Annotated in this window: 18 protein-coding genes; 9 read left to right on the forward strand and 9 right to left on the reverse strand. The window is 72.2% G+C overall.

Annotated features, from left to right (window positions below; genetic code table 11):
• Nucleotides 1–121: 121 nt before the first annotated feature.
• The 5 genes from ABTX18_RS08345 (at nucleotide 122) to ABTX18_RS08365 (ending at nucleotide 6,094) form a co-directional block, all read left to right on the forward strand.
• Entirely contained in the window at nucleotides 122–2,461 is a 2,340-nt protein-coding gene (locus ABTX18_RS08345) for a peptidoglycan binding domain-containing protein (RefSeq protein WP_503061113.1), read from the forward strand.
• 162 nt (nucleotides 2,462–2,623) lie between these two features.
• Nucleotides 2,624–3,559, forward strand: coding sequence for an ABC transporter ATP-binding protein (locus tag ABTX18_RS08350; RefSeq protein ID WP_352121968.1), 936 nt, complete (start codon nucleotides 2,624–2,626; stop codon nucleotides 3,557–3,559).
• The gene (locus tag ABTX18_RS08355; protein ID WP_352121969.1) at nucleotides 3,556–4,311 is read left to right on the forward strand and encodes an ABC transporter permease; all 756 of its coding nucleotides are present in this window, start codon (nucleotides 3,556–3,558) and stop codon (nucleotides 4,309–4,311) included. Before ABTX18_RS08350 ends, ABTX18_RS08355 begins: the two co-directional genes overlap by 4 nt.
• On the forward strand, nucleotides 4,308–5,486 hold the full coding sequence (locus ABTX18_RS08360) for a sensor histidine kinase (protein ID WP_352121970.1): 1,179 nt from the start codon (nucleotides 4,308–4,310) through the stop codon (nucleotides 5,484–5,486). Before ABTX18_RS08355 ends, ABTX18_RS08360 begins: the two co-directional genes overlap by 4 nt.
• Nucleotides 5,483–6,094, forward strand: coding sequence for a response regulator transcription factor (locus ABTX18_RS08365; RefSeq protein ID WP_352121971.1), 612 nt, complete (start codon nucleotides 5,483–5,485; stop codon nucleotides 6,092–6,094). The genes ABTX18_RS08360 and ABTX18_RS08365 overlap by 4 nt, the downstream gene beginning before the upstream one ends.
• 35 nt (nucleotides 6,095–6,129) lie before the next feature.
• Here ABTX18_RS08365 and ABTX18_RS08370 read toward each other — a convergent pair whose 3' ends face one another.
• Both ABTX18_RS08370 and ABTX18_RS08375 read right to left on the reverse strand, forming a co-directional pair.
• Nucleotides 6,130–6,813, reverse strand: a complete 684-nt coding sequence (locus tag ABTX18_RS08370; RefSeq protein ID WP_352121972.1) for a response regulator — start codon at nucleotides 6,811–6,813, stop codon at nucleotides 6,130–6,132.
• Nucleotides 6,810–8,042, reverse strand: a complete 1,233-nt coding sequence (locus ABTX18_RS08375) for a sensor histidine kinase (RefSeq protein WP_352121973.1) — start codon at nucleotides 8,040–8,042, stop codon at nucleotides 6,810–6,812. Before ABTX18_RS08375 ends, ABTX18_RS08370 begins: the two co-directional genes overlap by 4 nt.
• 131 nt (nucleotides 8,043–8,173) lie before the next feature.
• Here ABTX18_RS08375 and ABTX18_RS08380 point away from each other — a divergent pair, with 131 nt between their 5' ends.
• Nucleotides 8,174–9,082 carry an ABC transporter ATP-binding protein gene (locus ABTX18_RS08380; RefSeq protein WP_352121974.1) on the forward strand — a complete coding sequence of 303 codons (909 nt, stop codon included), beginning with the start codon at nucleotides 8,174–8,176 and terminating at the stop codon, nucleotides 9,080–9,082.
• Entirely contained in the window at nucleotides 9,079–9,936 is an 858-nt protein-coding gene (locus ABTX18_RS08385; protein ID WP_352121975.1) for an ABC transporter permease, read from the forward strand. Before ABTX18_RS08380 ends, ABTX18_RS08385 begins: the two co-directional genes overlap by 4 nt.
• Before the next feature lie 129 nt (nucleotides 9,937–10,065).
• Here ABTX18_RS08385 and ABTX18_RS08390 read toward each other — a convergent pair whose 3' ends face one another.
• On the reverse strand, nucleotides 10,066–10,995 hold the full coding sequence (locus ABTX18_RS08390; protein WP_352121976.1) for an SDR family oxidoreductase: 930 nt from the start codon (nucleotides 10,993–10,995) through the stop codon (nucleotides 10,066–10,068).
• A 131-nt stretch (nucleotides 10,996–11,126) separates the two neighbouring features.
• Here ABTX18_RS08390 and ABTX18_RS08395 point away from each other — a divergent pair, with 131 nt between their 5' ends.
• Entirely contained in the window at nucleotides 11,127–11,699 is a 573-nt protein-coding gene (locus tag ABTX18_RS08395; RefSeq protein WP_352121977.1) for a TetR/AcrR family transcriptional regulator, read from the forward strand.
• A gap of 118 nt (nucleotides 11,700–11,817) precedes the next feature.
• On the opposite strand, the gene ABTX18_RS08400 is transcribed toward ABTX18_RS08395, so the two are convergent.
• Nucleotides 11,818–12,375: a TetR/AcrR family transcriptional regulator gene (locus ABTX18_RS08400; protein WP_352122460.1), complete on the reverse strand. Its 558-nt coding sequence runs from the start codon at nucleotides 12,373–12,375 to the stop codon at nucleotides 11,818–11,820.
• A gap of 24 nt (nucleotides 12,376–12,399) precedes the next feature.
• Entirely contained in the window at nucleotides 12,400–12,978 is a 579-nt protein-coding gene (locus ABTX18_RS08405; protein ID WP_285572281.1) for a sugar O-acetyltransferase, read from the reverse strand.
• Between the two features lie 77 nt (nucleotides 12,979–13,055).
• On the opposite strand from ABTX18_RS08405, the gene ABTX18_RS08410 reads away from it, so the two are divergent.
• On the forward strand, nucleotides 13,056–14,258 hold the full coding sequence (locus ABTX18_RS08410; protein WP_352121978.1) for an MFS transporter: 1,203 nt from the start codon (nucleotides 13,056–13,058) through the stop codon (nucleotides 14,256–14,258).
• Here ABTX18_RS08410 and thrS read toward each other — a convergent pair.
• From thrS to ABTX18_RS08430, 4 genes are all read right to left on the reverse strand, one after another.
• Nucleotides 14,255–15,526, reverse strand: a complete 1,272-nt coding sequence (gene thrS / locus ABTX18_RS08415) for a threonine--tRNA ligase (RefSeq protein ID WP_352122461.1) — start codon at nucleotides 15,524–15,526, stop codon at nucleotides 14,255–14,257. The genes ABTX18_RS08410 and thrS overlap by 4 nt on opposite strands.
• 159 nt (nucleotides 15,527–15,685) lie before the next feature.
• Nucleotides 15,686–16,396 carry a class F sortase gene (locus ABTX18_RS08420; protein WP_352121979.1) on the reverse strand — a complete coding sequence of 237 codons (711 nt, stop codon included), beginning with the start codon at nucleotides 16,394–16,396 and terminating at the stop codon, nucleotides 15,686–15,688.
• Between the two features lie 203 nt (nucleotides 16,397–16,599).
• Entirely contained in the window at nucleotides 16,600–17,379 is a 780-nt protein-coding gene (locus ABTX18_RS08425; protein ID WP_352121980.1) for a hypothetical protein, read from the reverse strand.
• Nucleotides 17,380–17,795: 416 nt separating this feature from the next.
• Nucleotides 17,796–18,635 carry a transglutaminase family protein gene (locus ABTX18_RS08430; protein WP_352121981.1) on the reverse strand — a complete coding sequence of 280 codons (840 nt, stop codon included), beginning with the start codon at nucleotides 18,633–18,635 and terminating at the stop codon, nucleotides 17,796–17,798.
• Nucleotide 18,636 lies beyond the last annotated feature (1 nt).

The raw sequence follows: 18,636 nt of genomic DNA on the forward strand, positions 1-18,636 counted from the left end.
TTCCCCCCGGTCGCGGGGTGTGTGCCGGTCGCGGCCAGTAAAGTGGTCCGCGTGTCGAGCCGTCCCCTGGCCTGCGGCGCGGGGGAAGTACGGGCGGCGGAGCCAATCGGGAGAACTTGCTTTGAGTCGTGAAACTGACAGTTCGTCCTCCGGGCCCCAGGGCCGCGGGGGAGCCGCGTACCCCTCGGGCACGCCGCCGTACGGATCCCGCCAGTATCCGTCGCTGCATCCTTCGCAGGACGCCCCGGGGGAGTCCCCGGAGCCTGCGGATCCGCCTCAGCCCGACGAGCCGAGGACCGAGACGACGCTGACGACGCGTATCCGGATCAACATTCCGGGCTCGCGCCCCATCCCACCGGTGGTCATGCGTACGCCCATGAGCGACGTCGACGGCGGCGCCGGCGAGCGCACCGGCTCGATCCCGCGCCCGGGCGCCTCCACGGCCTCCACGGCCTCCACGGCCTCCACGGCCAACGGTGCCAAGGCGGCTCCGGCCGCGCCGGGGCCCGAGGCGCGGGAGACCGCGGTCGCGGCGGAGCCCGCTGCCGAGAAGCCGGCCAGGGAGAAGAGCGGCAGCGACTGGTTCGCGCCGCGCAAGCCCCCGACCGCCGCCCCGGCGGGCACGAGCGCTTCGTCGGACGCCCCGTCGGGCGACGGCACGGACGGGGCCGGCTTCCGGGCCGGCGGTCCGGCCGGCACGAATGGCGCCGGATTCAGGGGCGAGGGCCCCGCCGAGACGAACGGTGCCGGCTTTGCGGCCGCCGGTGGCCCCGGCGGCCGGCCGGACGGACCGGGATCAGGCCCGGCCACCCCGCCCGCGGGCGTCCCCCGCGCCGATCTGCCCTACTTCTCCGACGGTTCGCAGCGTGCCGGTGACCAGGGGTTCCCCGACGGACCTCAGCCTCCCGGTGACCAGGGCTTCTTCGACGGACCTCCGCGCGCTGGTGACCAGGGCTTCTTCGACGGTCCGCAGCGTGCCGACGATTCGGGCTTCTCCGACGACCCGGGCGCGCCCGGGTCCGACGGCTTCGGCGGCTTCGGTGACGACGGCCCCGGCGGTCCTCGGTCCACGCCGAACCTCGGTGTCCGTACGCCGGGGCCCTCCGGCCCCACCACGGGACCGGCCACCGGCAGCTCGGCCCTCACCCCGGACCTCGACGGCCGGGCGCCCTTCGGACCCGGCCCCGGCGGACCGGCGGGTCCCGGCGCCCCCGGCGGCGGCCCGCCGCGGATGTCGGACGACACCGCCGTGCTCACCCCGCAGTTCGGACCGGGCCCCTCCGGTCCGGGGGGCAACGTCTCGGGAGACACGCTGACCAGCGGCATCCCCGTCGTGCCCCCGGAGCACCGCTCAGGTGGACCGTCGCCGTTCCCCGGCACCGATTCCGGGCCGCGCACGCCGGACAGCCCGATGGGGACCGGACCGGCCGGCCCGGGCGGGTTCGCCGCTCAGGCGCCCAAGCCCGCCGCCCGTACCGCCCCGCAGTCCGCGAAGGCGAGCGCCCCGGCCAAGAAGGGCCGCTCGAAGCTGGTCATGCTCGGTGTGGCCGCTGTCTGCCTGCTCGGGGTCGCCTACGGCGCCGGGCTGCTGATGAACCACTCCGACGTACCCAAGGGCACCACCGTCCTCGGCGTCGACATCGGCGGCGGGACCCGGGACGACGCCGTCCAGAAGCTGGACACGGCGCTCGGCAAGCGGTCCAAGGCGCCGCTCCAGCTGACCGTGGACGGCAAGAAGACGCAGCTCACCCCCGACAAGGCCGGGCTCTCCCTGGACAGCCAGGCGACCGTGCGCGCTGCTGCGGGCAGCGACTACAACCCCGTCTCCGTGATCGGCTCCCTCTTCGGCAACGAGCGCACCGTCGACCCGGTGATCCCGGTCGACGAGGAGAAACTCGGTGTCGCGCTGAAGGACCTGGCCGGCGCCTCCGGCTCGTCCGCCGACGGGAAGATCAAGTTCGTGCCGGGCAAGGCCGTCGCCGTCCCCGGCAAGGCGGGCAAGGCGCTCGACGTCAACCAGTCGATGGTGTCGGTCCGCGACGCGTACCGTGCCCAGGTCGAGACGGGCAGGGTCAACACCGTCCAACTGCCGGTCACCACCCGCGAACCCACCATCAGCCAGGCCGAACTGGACCGGGCCATGAAGGAGTTCGCGGAGCCCGCGATGTCCGGCCTGATCGTCATCAAAGCGGGATCGAAGCAGATCCCGTTCGGCCCGGCCAAGTCGCTGCCGAAGATCCTTTCGATGGTGCCGATCGACGGCAAACTCGTCGACCACTACGACAAGAAGGCCATCGAAGAGCTCTGCGGAGGCGTCTTCGACGGGATCATGGTCACCAAGGGCGACGGTACGAAGCACCAGGTCGGCCCGGACGACGTGGCGTTCGCCATGCGGGGCGCGCTGCTCGGCAAGACCGAGGCCGAGCGGACCGTCACGATCGACCTCGGCGGCAACGGCTGACGCCGTTGTCCGCCCGCTCTCCCGCCCCCGTCCGGACCCCCGGCCGGGGGCGGGGTTTTTGGACGGGCGGCCGCTCTCACACGTACGGCATGACATCTGTCATCCCGGATTCACGACCCGTGACCCTGCCGGGCGCGCCCCCTGCTGAGCCAGGCTGGACGCATGACAACGACAGCCCCCGAAGCCGCCGCGGTGAAGACCGCCGTGGTCAGCTTCGACCAGGTCAGCAAGGCCTACGGAGACGTACGCGCCGTCGACGCGCTCACCCTCCACCTGCACCCCGGTGAGACCGTGGCGCTCCTCGGCCCCAACGGCGCCGGCAAGTCCTCCACCCTCGACCTCCTCCTCGGCCTGCGTACCGCCGACTCCGGTACCGTCCGCCTCTTCGGTACGACCCCGCAGGCGGCCATCGCCGCGGGCCGCGTCGGCGCCATGCTGCAGTCCGGCGGCCTCATGGAGGACGTCACGGTCGGCGAACTGGTCGGGCTCGTCAGCGGTCTGCACCCGAAGCCCTACCCGGTGAGCGAGGTACTGGCCCGGGCCGGCATCGCTTCCATCGCCGACCGCATGGTCAACAAGCTCTCCGGCGGTCAGGAACAGCGCGTACGGTTCGCGCTCGCCACCGCCGGGGCCAACGACCTGATCGTGCTCGACGAGCCGACCACCGGTATGGACGTCACCGCACGCCAGGCCTTCTGGGCCACCATGCGCGAGCAGGCGGACCAGGGCCGCACGGTGCTGTTCGCCACCCACTACCTCGAAGAGGCCGACGCGATCGCCGACCGCGTCCTGGTCCTGCACAAGGGCCGGATCCTCGCCGACGGCACCGCCGCGGAGATCAAGGCGAGGGCCGGAGCCCGCCGGATCTCCTTCGAGCTGGAGGGCGCGATCGACGAAGATGCCCTGCGCGCCCTGCCGTTCCTCTCCACGCTCGACATCACCGGCCACCGCGTCCGTATCCAGTCGCACAACGCCGACGCGACCATGCACGCCGTGTACGGGCTGGGCCTCTACCCGCGCGAGCTGGAAGTCGCCGGACTCGGCCTGGAACAGGCCTTCGTCGCCATCACCGAGGCCGAGGAGGCCAGGACCGCATGACGAATTTCTTCTCGTGGGCCCTCATCAGGCTCGAAGTCACCCGCACCCTGCGGAACAAGAAGTTCATGTTCTTCTCGATCATCTACCCGTCGGTGATCTATCTGCTGATCTCCGGTACCCAGAACACCACCGACAAGGTGCCGCACACCGATCTGACCCTGCAGTCCTTCTTCATGGTCTCCATGGCCTCCTTCGGCGCGCTGACCGCCGTCCTGATGGGCAACAGCGAACGCATCGCCAAGGAGCGCGAGAAGGGCTGGGTCCGCCAGCTGAGGCTGACCGCACTGCCGAGCCGCGGCTACGTCCTCGCGAAGATCGCCAGCGCGGCCATGGTCACCCTGCCGTGCATCGTGGTGGTCTTCCTCGTCGCGGCCTCGGTCAAGCACGTACGGTTCGACGCCTGGCAGTGGCTCGCCCTCACCGGCGTCATCTGGGCCGGCTCGCTCGTCTTCGCCGCGCTCGGCGTCGCCATCGGCTACCTCGCCAGCGGCGACGCGGTCCGCCCGATCAGCATGATCATCTACTTCGTCCTGTCGATCCTCGGCGGACTGTGGATGCCGAGCGCCACCTTCCCGCAGTGGATCCAGAACATCTCGGAGTGGCTGCCCACCCACGCGTACGCTGCCCTCGGCCAGGCCGTCGAAATGGGCGGCGCACCCCACGCCAAGGACGTCGCCATCCTCTGCGCCTACTTCGTGCTCTTCGCGGGCGGTGCCGCCTGGCTCTACCGGAAGGACACTCTGAAAGCGTGAACGAGGACGAGACGCACGTGAGCATAGGTCGGCCGCCCACCAACGCGAAGCAGGCACGGGCCAAGCTCCTGTGGATCGGTATCTGGCTCGCCTTCATGAGCGCGCCGGTCAAGGACCTCGCCGACGGCAACCACACCCCGTGGGCCACCGCTCTGGGTGTCCTCGGGCTGCTGGTCTTCGTCGGAAGCTACCTCGTCCTGGTCTTTCGCCACACCTCGAAGGCCCTGGACCCCTTCCGGGTCCGCGCCGCCCTCGCCTTCCTCGGCGCGCTGGCCGTCCTGCTCTCCCTGACGTTCGGCACGCCCTGGCTGGTCCTGTTCGTGTACGTCTCGGTCTCCGTCGGCGCCACCCTGCCGATGCGCACCGCCCGTTGGCTGATCCCCGCCGTCACCGCCGTCCTGGTGGCCATCGGCCTGAGCGGCGACCATCCCCGCGAGATCATCACGGCCCTGGTCTTCCCCGCACTCCTCGGCGGCTTCGCGATGTCCGGCGTACGGCAGATGATCCGCACCACGATCCAGCTCCGTGAGGCCCGCGCGACCGTCGCCCAGCTCGCCGCCAACGAGGAACGGCTCCGCCTCGCCCGGGATCTGCACGATCTGCTCGGCCACTCCCTCTCCCTGATCACCCTCAAGAGCGAACTGGCCGGACGGATGCTCCCCGGTAACCCGGAACAGGCGGCGGAGCAGGTCGCCGACATCGAACGGGTCAGCCGCCAGGCCCTCGTGGACGTACGCAGCGCCGTCACCGGCTACCGCAGGCCGACCCTCCCCGGCGAACTGGCCGGAGCCAGGACCGCCCTCGCCGCCGCCGGGATCACCGCCGGCATCCCGGCCGAGGCCCCCGAGGACCTCCCCGAGAAGGCGGAGGAGGTGCTTGCCTGGGCGCTGCGGGAAGCCGTCACCAACGTCGTACGCCACAGTGGCGCCGGCCGCTGCACGGTCACCCTCGTCCCCCGCCAGACCCTCGGCGGACGCGTCCTCGAACTCACCGTCGCCGACGACGGCCGCGGCGCCCCCGGCACGACGCGGGGCAACGGCCTGACCGGCATGGCCGAGCGCCTCGCCACCGTCGACGGCACGCTCATCACCCGTGCCACCGACGCCCGTTCGGGCAAGGGCTTCACCACCGTCCTCAGCGTTCCCCTCGAATCCGGCCTAGGATCCCGGGAATGAGCATGATCAGACTCCTCCTGGCCGAGGACCAGTCCATGGTGCGCGAGGCCCTCGCGGCGCTGCTCGGCCTGGAACCCGACATCGAGGTGGTCGCCCAGGTCGCCCGCGGCGACGAGGTGCTGGCCGCGGCCAGGGAACACGGCATCGACGTGGCTCTCCTCGACATCGAGATGCCCGGCATGACGGGCATCGAGGCGGCCGCCGAACTGCGCCGCGCCCTTCCCGACATCAAGATCGTCGTCGTCACCACCTTCGGCCGCCCCGGGTATCTGCGCCGCGCGATGGAGTCGGGTGCGGACGCCTTCCTGGTGAAGGACGCGCCCGCGTCCCAACTCGCCGCAGCCGTACGCAAGGTGCTCGCCGGTGAACGCGTCATCGACCCCACCCTCGCAGCCGCCGCCCTCGCCGAGGGCGCGAGTCCGCTGACCGCGCGCGAGCGTGAGGTGCTGCGCACGGCCGCGGACGGTGCGACCAACGCGGAGATCGCCGCGGCGCTGCACCTGTCCCAGGGCACGGTCCGCAACTACCTCTCCATGGCGATCCAGAAGATGGCGGCCCGCAACCGCGCGGAGGCGGTCCGCATGGCCCGGGAGAAGGGCTGGCTGTAGAGCCGTCCCGAGGCCGCCCCCTCGCCGGTCACCCGTCACCGGGCCGCCGTCACCAGCCCCGCCTCGTACGCGATGATGACGAGCTGCACCCGGTCCCGGGCGTCGAGCTTGGCGAGCAGCCGGGTCAGATACGTCTTGGCCGTGGCGACGCTGATGAACAGCCGCTCCGCGATCTCCGCATTGGACAGCCCGCTGCCGACCAGCACCAGGACCTCGCGCTCCCGGTCGGTGATCGTGGTGAGCGGGCGCTGCGGGACCGGTGAGCTCGGCCTGCCCGCGAACTCCTTGATCAGCCGTCGGGTGACGCCCGGCGCGAGCAGCGCGTCGCCGGCCGCCACCACCCGGACCGCACCCAGAATGTCCTCCAACGCCATGTCCTTGACCAGGAAGCCGGCCGCCCCGGCGCGCAGGGCGCCGTACACGTAGTCGTCGTCATCGAACGTGGTCAGGACCACCACATGGGCGGCGGTCGGGCCCGCCGCGATCCGCTCGGTGGCCTCGATGCCGTTCAGTCCCGGCATCCGGATGTCCATCACGACGACATCGGGGGCGAGTTCGGCGGTCAGCCGGACGGCCTCGTCGCCCGTCCCCGCCTCGCCGACGACGTCCATGTCGCTGGTCTCCGCCATGACCATGCGCAACGCGGTGCGCACCAGCGGCTGGTCGTCGGCGAGCAGAACACGGACCGGCTCCGCGGTTCGGTGCGTCCCGTCGCTCATGCCGTGCTCCCCGCGGGCGCCGCCGGTGCGGGCACCGGCAGCCGGGCCGTCACCCGGAACCCGCCCTCAGGGTGCGGGGCGGCGGTGAACTCGCCGTGCAGCAGGGCGACCCGCTCCCGCATCCCGACGAGCCCGAAGCCCGGCTCCCTCGCGAGACCCGTCCCCCGGCCGCGGTCGCAGACCTCGATGACGAGCTCCTCGGCGCCGTACACGATGGACACCCGGCAGGCGCCGGTCTCCGCATGACGGACCACATTGGTTACCGACTCCTGGATGATGCGGAACGCCGACAGATCGATGTCCGGCGGCAGCGGCCGCCGTTCGCCCTCCCAGTGCACCTCGACTCCGACCCCAGCCGCAGTCGTCGCCCGCGCCAGCCGCTCCACGTCGCCGAGGCCCTCCGCCGGACGCAACGGGGCAGCGTCCCGCCCGGCGCCCTCGTATCCGGGGTCGGTCTCCCTCAGGGCGCCGAGCATCCGGCGCAGCCCCGACAAGGTCTCCCGGCCCGCGGTCTCCACCGCGCTCATCGCCTCGCGGGCGGCATCGGGCTGAGTGTGCACCACACGGGCCGCGGCACCGGCCTGGAGGGCGATGATGCCGACGCTGTGCGCGACCATGTCGTGCATCTCGCGGGCGATCCGCAACCGCTCCTGGACCACGGCCTGTTCGGCTGTTCGCGCGGCCAGGCTCTCGCCGTGCCGGCGCGCCTCGTACGCCGAGCCGCCCACCAGCCAGGCGACGACCGCGGTCAGGGCGACGACCAGTTCCGCCGACGTGCCGACGACCCACCCGGCCAGCAGCCGCATGGCCAGAAAGCCGGCGAGGACGCCGAGCGCCATCAGGAGGGCTATGAACCCCGTCCGGCGCGACCGTGTCGCCGAGATGAAGTACAGCGCCACATCGGCGGCGAGGTACTGGGCGAGCGGAATCTCCGCCACACTCAGCGACATGGTGGCGAGCGCGGCGGCACCGAGCACCAGCGCCAGGCCTCTCAGCGGACGCCGTTCCAGCACCAGGCAGCCGGCCGCCGCCAGGGCCGTGGCGAGCAGTTGGGTCAGCAGACCGTCCCACCGGTAGAAGAGGGCCCCGGGGCGGACGGACGGCTCGTACTGGCCGGGCAGCCGCACCCGCACGAGGAACGTGAGCAGCACGCCCGCGTACCAGCCCGCACCCACCCACCAGCCCGATGGGATGAGTTTGAGTCGCGGCAGCGAGGGCGTCGGAGACATGCGCCGATCGTAGCCAGCGCCTCGCGGACAGGCATCGGACCACGGTTGTACACCCTGGGTCGACACCCGCCCCGGCAGATGTCACCGCTGGTCCGAAGACGCCCGAGGGCTCGGGCGGGACAGTTGACGGCGTGATCGAAGTCAACGGACTGACCAAGCGATACGGCGCCGCGACCGCCGTCAAGGACCTCACCTTCACCGTACGGCCGGGCGAGGTCACCGGCTTCCTGGGGCCCAACGGGGCCGGCAAGACCACCACTTTGCGCATGCTGCTGGGCTTGGTCGAGCCCACCGCCGGAACGGCCACCCTGCAAGGCCGGCCGTTCCGCGACCACGCACGCGGACTGCGGCACGTCGGTGCACTCCTCGACGCGGGCGATGTCCACGGTGGCCGCACCGCCCGCGCCCATCTCGCGATGCTGGCCCGCAGCAACGGCATCCCGCGCGCCCGGGTCGACGAGCTGCTCCAGGACGTGGGCCTCGCGGGAGCGGCCCGCCGTCGCATCGGCGGCTTCTCTCTCGGGATGCGCCAGCGCCTCGGCATAGCCACCGCGCTGCTCGGCGACCCACCGGTGCTGCTCTTCGACGAACCGCTCAACGGGCTCGACCCGGAAGGCGTGCTGTGGGTGCGCGGGCTGTTCCGACGGCTCGCCGCCGAAGGCCGGACGGTGTTCGTCTCCAGCCACCTGATGACGGAGATGGAGCACACCGCCGACCGGCTCGTCGTCATCGGCCGCGGGGAGCTCATCGCCGCCGAGAGCCTGACCGCGTTCGCAGCCCGGAGTACCCGCCTCAGCGTGACCGTGGGGACCCCCGATCCTGCCGCTCTGGCCGCGCTGCTCACCGACGAGGGCGCCGAGGTGGTCCCGGACGGCGACCGGCTCACGGTCACCGGGCTCACCGCCGCCCGCATCGGTGAACTCGCCCTGCGCCACCGCGTCCTGCTCCACGAGCTCACCACGCTCGGCGCCTCGCTGGAGGAGGCGTTCATGGAACTCACCGCCGACAGCGTCGAATACCCCGCAGGAGACCCCCGATGACCACGGCACCGGCCACGACCGCACCCCCCGCCCGCGTGGCGAACGACGAGCCCCGAGCCCGCTTCAGTGACCTGCTGGCCGCCGAGTGGCTCAAGACATGGTCGCTGCGCTCCACGTCCTGGATGTACGCGATCACCGCGCTGGCCGTCATCGCGTTCAACGCCGGCACGGCCTACGACCACTACAAGTACTGGAACCAGTACGACGATCGCGGCCGCGCGTCCTTCATCGCCAACGGCTCACCGCTCATGGACGCCTTCACGGGGAACGCCGCCATGGTGCTGGTGCTGGCCGTCGCCGCGATCGGTGCCGTATCGATCACCGGCGAGTATGGCACCGGCCTGATCCGCACCACCTTCACGGCAGTCCCGGCCCGCCGCTCGGTGACAGCCGCCAAGGCCCTCGTCCTCACCGCCGTCACCACGGTCTTCGGCACGCTCGTCGCCCTGGCATCATTCGCCTCGACGCAGGCGATCCTCTCCGGCCGGGACGCCTCGGTCACCCTCTCCCACCCCGGCGCAGTGCGCCTCGTCGTGGCCTCCGCACTGCTGGCGCCGGTGGCCGCGCTCGCGGGTCTGGCAATAGGCGCGGTGATCCGCCACACCGGAGGGTCCGTTGTCGGATGCGTGGTGGTGCTGCTCCTGCTGCCGATGGTCCTCAGCGACCGCCGCCACCTGACGGCGGTGCTCCAGCACACGCTGCCCTTCAGCGCGTGGGAGCGGCTGTCGGTCTCGGATCTCCACGCGACGGTCCTCTACCCGTGGACGGCCTCCGGAGCCTGGACCGTCTACGCTTTCTGGGCGCTGCTGGCGGGGGCGGTGGCGGTGCTCGCGGTGCACCGCCGGGACCAGTGAGCCCTTCCCCGATTCACCTGGAGTTGCTGGGGAGTGTCCGCAACGCATCGTCGTCCGCCCGCAGGCCGGGCGAGACCTTGCGGACACGACCTAGGGGTCGGGCGCTCACGGGGCCGGCCGCTGAGGCCGCTACGCGGACGGGGTGACGAAGTAGTGACCCTTGTCGAGGTCCTCGATCAGTCCCGGGTGCGTCGGCTGCCACCCGTACGACGCGCGGGTCACGGCGCTGGAGGTCGGGGCGTCCATACCCAGGAGGGGGCCCAGCCAGCCGAAGTGCGCGTCCGCGTCCTCCGGGGGGACGGAGGTGACGGGTAGGCCGAGGTTACGCCCGATGGCGTCGGCGACCTCGCGGATCGGGACGCCCTCCTCGTCGACCGCGTGCAGGATCGAGCCCGCGGGTGCGGCCTCCAGCGCCAGGCGGACGAGGTGGGCGGCGTCGGCACGGTGGACGGCCGGCCAGCGGTTGGCGCCGTCGCCGATGTAGCCGGAGACGCCCTTGGCGCGGGCGACGCCGACCAGGGCCGCCATGAAGCCGTGATCTCCCTCGCCGTGCACCGTCGGCGGGAAGCGCACAACGGACGAGCGGACCTTGCGCGAGGCGAAGGAGAGGGTCAGCTGGGCCGTGGCCAGACGGGCCCGCGCGGCCTCGGACGCTGCCGGCTGCCCGGCGTTCCGCCCGTCCTCCTCGGTGGCGACCCGGCCCGGTGCGAGGCCGATCGTCCCGGAGGCGAGCACGAACGGCTTGCCGGAACCCGCGAGTGCCTCGCCGAACGTCTCGACCGCGCGGCGGTCCGCGCCGGCGGCCTCCGCGAAGCCGCCCGAGAAGGCGATGTCGTGCTTGAACGCGAGGTGGATCACGCCGTCGGCGGCGGAAGCCGCCTCGCGCAGGACGCCGAGGTCGTCCAGATCCCCGCGCACCACCTCGGCGCCCGCGGCGGTGAGCGCCTGGGCCGAGGAGTCCGAGCGGGCGAGCCCGACGACCTGGTGGCCGGCGTCGATGAGCTCGGGAACGACCGCGGAACCGATCCAGCCGGACGCGCCGGTCATGAATACACGCATGAGAAACCTCCAGAAGGGGTCGGCCGTCCTGCTGCGCCCGTCAGAGGCGTCGGCAGCCGGACAGTCGATGTCAGCGACTGTCATCACCCTACTACTGATGGCAGGCGCTGTCATCACATAGAATCAGCGGCATGAGTCGATGGGAGCCGAACGCGCGCGGCCGGCTGGAGCAGGCCGCGATGGAGCTGTACGGCGAGCGCGGTTACGAGCAGACGACCGTGACCGAGATAGCCCGGCGCGCCGGTCTCACGGAGCGCACCTTCTTCCGGCACTACGCCGACAAGCGCGAGGTCCTGTTCGGTGGCTCGGTCCTGCTCCAGGATCTCCTCGTCAAGACCCTCGCCGAGGCGCCCGCGTCCGCCGCGCCGATAGACGCCGTGGCCGGGGCGCTCCACGCCGCGGCAGCCGTGTTCGACGCGCGGCGCGAGCAGTCCCGGCAACGTCAGAAGGTCGTCTCGGCCAACGCTGAACTGCGTGAACGCGAGCTCGTCAAACTCGCCTCGCTGGCCGCGGCACTCGGCGAAGCCCTGCGCGCCCGCGGTGTCCCCGAACCGTCCGCGAGCCTGGCTGGTGAGGCGGGGGTCGCCGTCTTCAAGGTCGCGTTCGAACGCTGGATCGGCGGGGCGGATGACCGGGCCATGGGCGCGTACATCCAGGAGTCCCTCGACGAACTCAAGTCCGTGACGGCGGCGGGCGAGGCGTGACGGCGGGCCGGGCCCCCGCGTGAACGGGCGCGTCGCAGCGTGACCTGGCCGGCACCTTGGTCAGGTGGGGTGCCGGCCAGGGTCCTGGGGCTGCGCGTCAGGGTCGTGGGGCTGCGCGTCAGGGTCGCGCGTCGTCGGCCCGGGTGATGCGGGCGATCGCCTCGACCGTCAGCGCCCGGTCGTGGGGCTCCGTCTCCAGGGCGCGGTGGATGGACAGGCCCTCGATCAGCGCGTCGAGCTGACGGGCCGTCGCCGGGGCGAAGTGCCACTCGAGGGCGACGCGGCTGCGCCGCATCCACTCCCGGGTCAGCTCGCGGTAGGCGGGCTTGCGGGCGGCCAGGGTGTACAGCTCGTGGGTGAGGACGAGTTCGCGCTGGTTGCCGCCGGACAGGTGGTGGACCAGATCGGCGACCGCTTCCCGGGCCTCGTCCCGCGTGGTCGCGGCGCCGAGACGCTCCTCGAAGACGGCGACGATGCTGCTGGAGAAGCGGATGAAGGCCTCCCGCAGCAGCTCGTCCATGCCGCCGAAGTGGTACGTCATCGAGCCGAGCGGCACACCGGCACGGGCGGCGACCTTGCGGTGCGAGGTCCCGGCGACCCCTTCCTCCGCGATCAGGTCGAGCGCGGCGGCGATGATGCGCTCCCGCCGCTCGGGGTCGTTCTGTCCGGTCGCCACGGTGCTTCTTTCTGCCGACATGTTCTAGATCGAGCGGATCACCCGGGCCGGGTTGCCGACGGCCACCACATTGGCGGGGACGTCCTTGGTGACGACGGCTCCCGCGCCGATGACGCTGTTGTCCCCGATGGTCACCCCGGCCAGCACGATCGCGCCGCCGCCCAGCCAGACATTGTCCCCGATCGTGATGGGCCTCGCCGCCTCCAGCTTGTCCCGGCGCGGCTCCGGCTCCACCGGGTGGGTGGGCGTGAGCAGTTGGACGTTCGGCCCGATCTGGCAGTCGCGGCCGATGGTGATCGGGGCGACGTCCAGGGCGGTGAGGTTGTAGTTGATGAACGTGTCCTCGCCGACCGTGAGGTACGAGCCGTAGTCCACGTACAGCGGCGGCCGGATGTGCGCACCGGCGCCGAGACCGCCCAGGAGCTCCGCGACGACGGGCTGCGCGGCGTCGGGGTCCTCGGTGTACGCCGCCAGATACCGGGCGGCGAGGCGCACGGCGCGCCGCTGGGCCTCCACGATCGCGGGGTCGTCGGCGATGTAGAGGTCCCCGGCGAGCATCCGCTCATGGTTCGTGCGCGGGTCTCCCGCGAAGTGATCCGTCATGGGTACGATCGTACACTTCGAGGCGTACGATCGTACGCTCCTGCTGAAATTCTCTTCCGGACTGCCGAGGCTCTCTCATGGATGCCGCAACACGCCGTCGGCGTGCCGCACTGTTCCTCTTCATGCTCGCCGCCGGAACCGGCATGGCCTCATGGGTGGCGCGCACCCCGGCCGTCAGGGACGGACTCGACGTCTCCACCGGCGCGATGGGGCTGGTGCTCTTCGGGTTGTCCACCGGTTCGATGGCCGGTGTGACCGCCTCCGGCCCGCTCGTACGCCGTTACGGGGCCCGGGCCGCCATCGCCTTCGGTGCGGCCCTGATCGTCGCCGGGCTGCTGGTCGTCGCGGCGGGCACGGCCTTCGCGCTGGCGGGCGGGGTCTTCTGCGGACTGGCTCTGTTCGGCGGCGGGATGGGACTGGCCGAAGTCGCGTTCAACATCGAGGGCGCGGACGTGGAGCGGGTCATCGGCCGGCCCGTCCTTCCGGTGCTGCACGGCTGCTTCAGCATGGGCACCGTGGCCGGCGCGCTGCTGGGCATGGCGCTGACCGCCGTCGCGTTTCCCGTCGGATGGCATCTGGGGGCCGTCTCGGTGCTCGTCGGGACCGCCGCGCTCGTGGCCGTGCGCGCGATCCCGCACGGCACGGGCAAGGAAGCGGCCGGTGCCGCCGGCCCGGGCGGGCGAAGCGGCCAGTTCGCGGTGTGGCGGGACCGGCGGCTCGTCCTCATCGGCGTCATCGTGCTGGCCATGGCCTTCGCGGAAGGGGCCGCCAACGACTGGCTGCCGCTGCTCATGGTGGACGGCTACGAGGTGAGCGCCACCGCCGGCTCGCTGACCTTCCTGGTCTTCGCCGCCTCGATGACGTTCGGCCGCTTCACCGGCGGCCCTTTCCTGGAACGCTTCGGACCCGTCAAGGTCGTCCGGATCAGCGCGGTCCTCGCCGCGCTGGGCCTTGCGGTGGTGATCGTGTCGCCGAGCCCGGTGATGGCAGGCACAGCCACGGTGCTGTGGGGACTGGGCGCCTCGCTCGGATTCCCGGTCACCGTGTCCGCGGCGGGCGACCACCCGCGCGACGCGGCGGCACGGGTCGCCGCGGTCTCCACCGCGGGCTATGTCGCCTTCCTCGTCGGCCCGCCCGCCCTCGGCTTCCTGGCCGACCACGTCGGGCTCCGGCTCACGATGACCGTCGTACTCGCCCTGCTGATCGTCGCGTCCACGCTGGCCGGAGCACTCGGCACCGGACGGGACGCCGACGCGGAGGCGGAGCCCGTAACGACTTAAGCCCCCTCCCACAACCCGGTGCCTTGCGCCGCGACCAGCGCACCGATCCGCGCCAGCACCTCGCCGCCCGGCAGCGGATCGAGACGGCGGCCGTCCCGCAGGCGCAGCGCCACCCGGTCGTCCGCGGCCTCCGCGGCGCCGATGACCGCCTGGTACGGCACCAGTCGGGCTTCCCGGATCCGGGCGCCCAGACTTCCGCGTTCCCGGCCGCTCACCTCCGCGCGCAGCCCGAGTGCCGCGCAACGCCCGGCGAGCGCCTCGGCGTTCGGCAGCTCGGCGTCCGAGACGGGCAGGACCACCACTTGGACCGGGGAGAGCCAGGCGGGGAACGCGCCGCCGTGCTGCTCGATGAGGTGGGCGACGGCCCGCTCCACGCTGCCGATGATGCTGCGGTGCACCATGACCGGCCGGTGCTTCGCCCCGTCCGCGCCGATGTAGTGCAGATCGAACCGTTCCGGCTGGTGGAAGTCGACCTGGACGGTCGACAGGGTCGACTCGCGGCCCGCCGCGTCGGCCACCTGGACGTCGATCTTCGGCCCGTAGAACGCCGCCTCGCCCTCGACCGCCTCGTACGGCAGCCCGGAGTCGTCGAGGACCTCGGTCAGCAGCGCGGTGGAGCGCTGCCACATCCCGGGAGCGGAGACGTACTTCCCGCCCGGGCCCGGCAGCGAGAGCCGGAAGCGGGCAGGACGGATGCCGAGTGCCTCGTACGCCCGGCGGATCATCTCCAGCGCGGCCCGCGCCTCTCCGGCGACCTGCTCCGGGGTGCAGAAGATGTGGGCATCGTTCAGCTGGATGGCCCGTACCCGGGTCAGTCCGCCGAGCACCCCGGAGAGCTCGGAGCGGTACATGCCGCCCAGCTCCGCCATCCGCAGCGGCAGCTCACGGTAACTGTGCGAGCGGGAGCGATAGATGACCGCGTGGTGCGGGCACAGGCTCGGCCGCAGGACGACCTGCTCGGAGCCCAGGTCCATCGGCGGGAACATGTCGTCTCTGTAGTGCGACCAGTGGCCCGAGATCTCGTACAGCTCCCGCTTGCCCAGCACCGGCGAGCACACGTGCCGGTAGCCCGCCAACCACTCAACGGTACGGATGTACTCCTCCAGGGCGTGCCGCAGGGCCGCGCCGTCCGGCAGCCAGTACGGGAGTCCCGCGCCGATCAGCGGGTCGGTGTCGAACAGCTCCAGCTCGCGGCCGAGTCTGCGGTGGTCGTGCATGGCGGTCTCCTCGCGTACGGAAGGTACGGAAGGGCGAGTGACCGCAAGCAGAAGCCCCGGGGCACTCGCCCCGGGGCTTCGGACTGGTCAGCAGTCAGCGCGCCGGGACACTCTCCGGCGTCGTCGTCATCGCAGCGCGCTTCATGACGGCGACGCTAGCAGCGGCCCGGGGCCCGGTGCACGGGGATTTCCGCCGGGGGAGCACGGCACTCATGCCTTCCCCGTCGAGTCGAGGTGCGCGAACACGACCACGTTGTCCTCGTAGTCCTTGACCTTCCTGTCGTAGTTGCCGCCGCAGGTGATCAGGCGCAGCTGGGCGTCCGGAGTGTCGGCGTAGACCCGCTTGTCGGGGAACTTCGCCTTGCTGAACGTCTCCACGGTGTCGACCTTGAACGTGGCCACCCTGCCGTCCGCGCGCGTGATGTCGACCGTCGCTCCGGGCCGCAGGAACTGCAGCTGGAGGAAGACGGCCGGGCCGGTCATCGTGTCGACGTGACCCGCCACGATCGACGCGCCGCGCTCGCCGGGTGTCGCGCCGCCCTGGAACCACCCGACCAGGTTCTTGTCGTTGAGGGGAGGGGCGTTCAGACGTCCGTCGGCCCCGATCGACAAGGGGGTGAAGGGCGCGTCCACCGCGATGGCCGGGATCTTGAGCCGGATCGGCATGGCACGGGACAGGGGCGGCGCGGGGTCGGCGCTCGGGGATGCCTGTCGGGGGACGGCGCCGGCCGGCGAGGAGGAGGGAGCCGCGGGCGCCGCCGCGGCGGGTGGTTTGTCGTCGGCCGCGGGCCCGATGGAGTTGTAGATGAGCAGCATGCCGAGCCCGGCCACTGCGGTGGGCCAGAGCAGGGCGCGGCCGAGCGTGACGGTGTCGGAGGCAGTCCGGGAGGAGGGGGAACCGGGAGACTGCGGGGCGGCCATGGGAACGTGCCTTTCTTCCGTACGGGGTCGATACGGGCGGTGCGGTGGGGGGTGAGGGCCCGGACGGCTTGACCCGGGGGCGCCCGAGCAGGAAGCGAAGGTCCTGGCCCGGGCGCCGCCCGAGGGGAAAACGAAGGCGCCGCGGCCGCCGTCCGGAGGGACGGCGGCCGCGACAGTGAAGCGACCGGCCGGGTACGGCCGGGTCAGGCCATCGCGCCACCCGTCGCCTGGCGACGGCGCACCTTGTACGCGCCGACGCCGACACCGCCGAGGAGCAGCAGCGAACCGGCCGCCAGGCCGCCGCCCGTCATGGCCATCGCGCCACCCCCGGTGTGGACGCCACCGCTGGGCTTGTCCTTCTTCCAGCCCTCGTCGCTCTTCTCGGTCTTGTCGCTCTTCTCGCCCGTCTCGGACTTGTCGGTCTTGCCGGCCTCGTCGCTGCCCGGCTGCCATTCCTTGGTGACCGTCATCGACATGGCACCGCCACCGGCGTGCATGCCACCGCTGGGCTTGCCCGCGTCCTCGTACTTGCCGCCCTCGTCGTCGCTGCCGGGCTGCCATTCCTTGGTGACCGTGCTCGACAGCGCGCCGCCACCCGTGTGGACGCCGCCGCTGGGCTTGTCCTTCTTCCAGTCGGACGAGCCGCCCTCGTCGTCGTTGCCGGGCTGCCACTCCTTGGCGACGGTCATCGACAGCGCGCCGCCGCCGGTGTGGACGCCGCCGTGAGGCTTGTCCTTCTTCCAGCCCTCGTCGTCCGACGCGCCGTGCTCGTCGTCGCCGGAGACCGTCTTGGCGAGCGCGCCGCCGCCGGTGTGGACGCCGCCGCTGGGCTTGTCCTTCGTCCAGCCACCGTCCTCGCTGCTGGAGGACGAACCGTTGTCGTGCTCCCAGTCGCCGGAGGCCAGGGCGTAGGCGGAGGGAGTGGTGATCGTGAGGACCGCCGTGACGGCGGCCGCAGCGAACAGTGTGCGGGCAGAGCGCATCTGAACACGTTTCCTTTCGTCGCGACTGCGAAGGGTGACGGGCTGTCGACCCGGAGTGGCGCAGTGGCTACGTGAACCACCGTCAGCCGAGAGCGGGGAGCGCGCCATCGGGGAGCCTCGCATTGGAGCTACGGCATGGGCTCATCGAGTGGCGAAGAGCGGAAAATCACCCATTGGACGGCATGGCGCGCGGGGGTGAGGTTTGGGCGCGGATGACCACCCGTTCGCTGACGGTTTCTCATCGCGCGGGCAGGGGTCGAGGGGCACAGGCCGGACGGGTGAGGGGCGCAGGCCGGACGGGTGAGGGGCGCAGGCCGGACGGGTGAGGGGCACAGGCCGGACGGGCGAAGGGCGCAGGCCGGACGCGCGGAAGCCGCCCCGCCGCCCTGCGCCCTTTGCCCCCGCCCTCGCCCCCGTCAGTTCAGCATCGCCCGGGCCGCCCGAGCGCTGCCGCGTACCGCCTCCGCGGCGGCCGGGTCGACGTCCGCGATGACCTGGGCGTACTCCTCCATCTCCGCGGCCCCGTGCAGGAACTCCCCGCTCCGGACCAGCAGCTGGGCGCGCTCGTAGCGCAGCCGGGCCGGGTGCGCAGGCAGGAGCAGGGACAGCTCGACCGCCCACAGCGCCACGTCGTTGCGCTCCGGGCGGGCCGCCGCCCACGCCCGGATGTTGTTCAGGATCCGCAGCACGATCTCCAGCGGCCGCGCCGGCACCAGCATCGACGCCTCCAGCGGCCCCCCGGTCGCGCCCACCACCAGCAGCTCCGCGTCCCGGTCCGTCAGCGGCAGCCCACCGGCGAACGGATCGGCCAGCACCCGCTCCGCCGGATCCCCGAAACCGACCACGAAATGCCCCGGCAGCGCCACCCCGTACACCGGGGCGCCCGCCCGCCGCGCCACCTCGATCCACACCACCGACAACAGGATCGGCAGCCCGCGCCGCCGCCGCAGCACCTCATGCAGCAGCGACGACTCCAGCCGCTGGTAGTCCGCCGACGTGCCCTCGAACCCGCACCGCTCACCGAGCAGTTCGGCCAGCGCCGAGGCCCAGGCGCGGCCGCCGCGCGCTCCGTACGGCAGCAGGCCCGCGAGCCGGTCCAGTTCGATCTGGGCCGCGTCCATGCCGTGCGCGTCCAGCGCGGGATCGGCCTCCGCGCCCAGCAGCAGGCACAGCAGCGCCAGATCCGGCCGCTCCGCCCGCGCCTCCTCGGCGAACCGGCGGCGCAGCTCGTCCCTGTCCTGCCTCCCGGGGGCCATC

The sequence above is a fragment of the Streptomyces sp. NPDC096323 genome (assembly GCF_040302845.1).
Classification (GTDB): domain Bacteria; phylum Actinomycetota; class Actinomycetes; order Streptomycetales; family Streptomycetaceae; genus Streptomyces.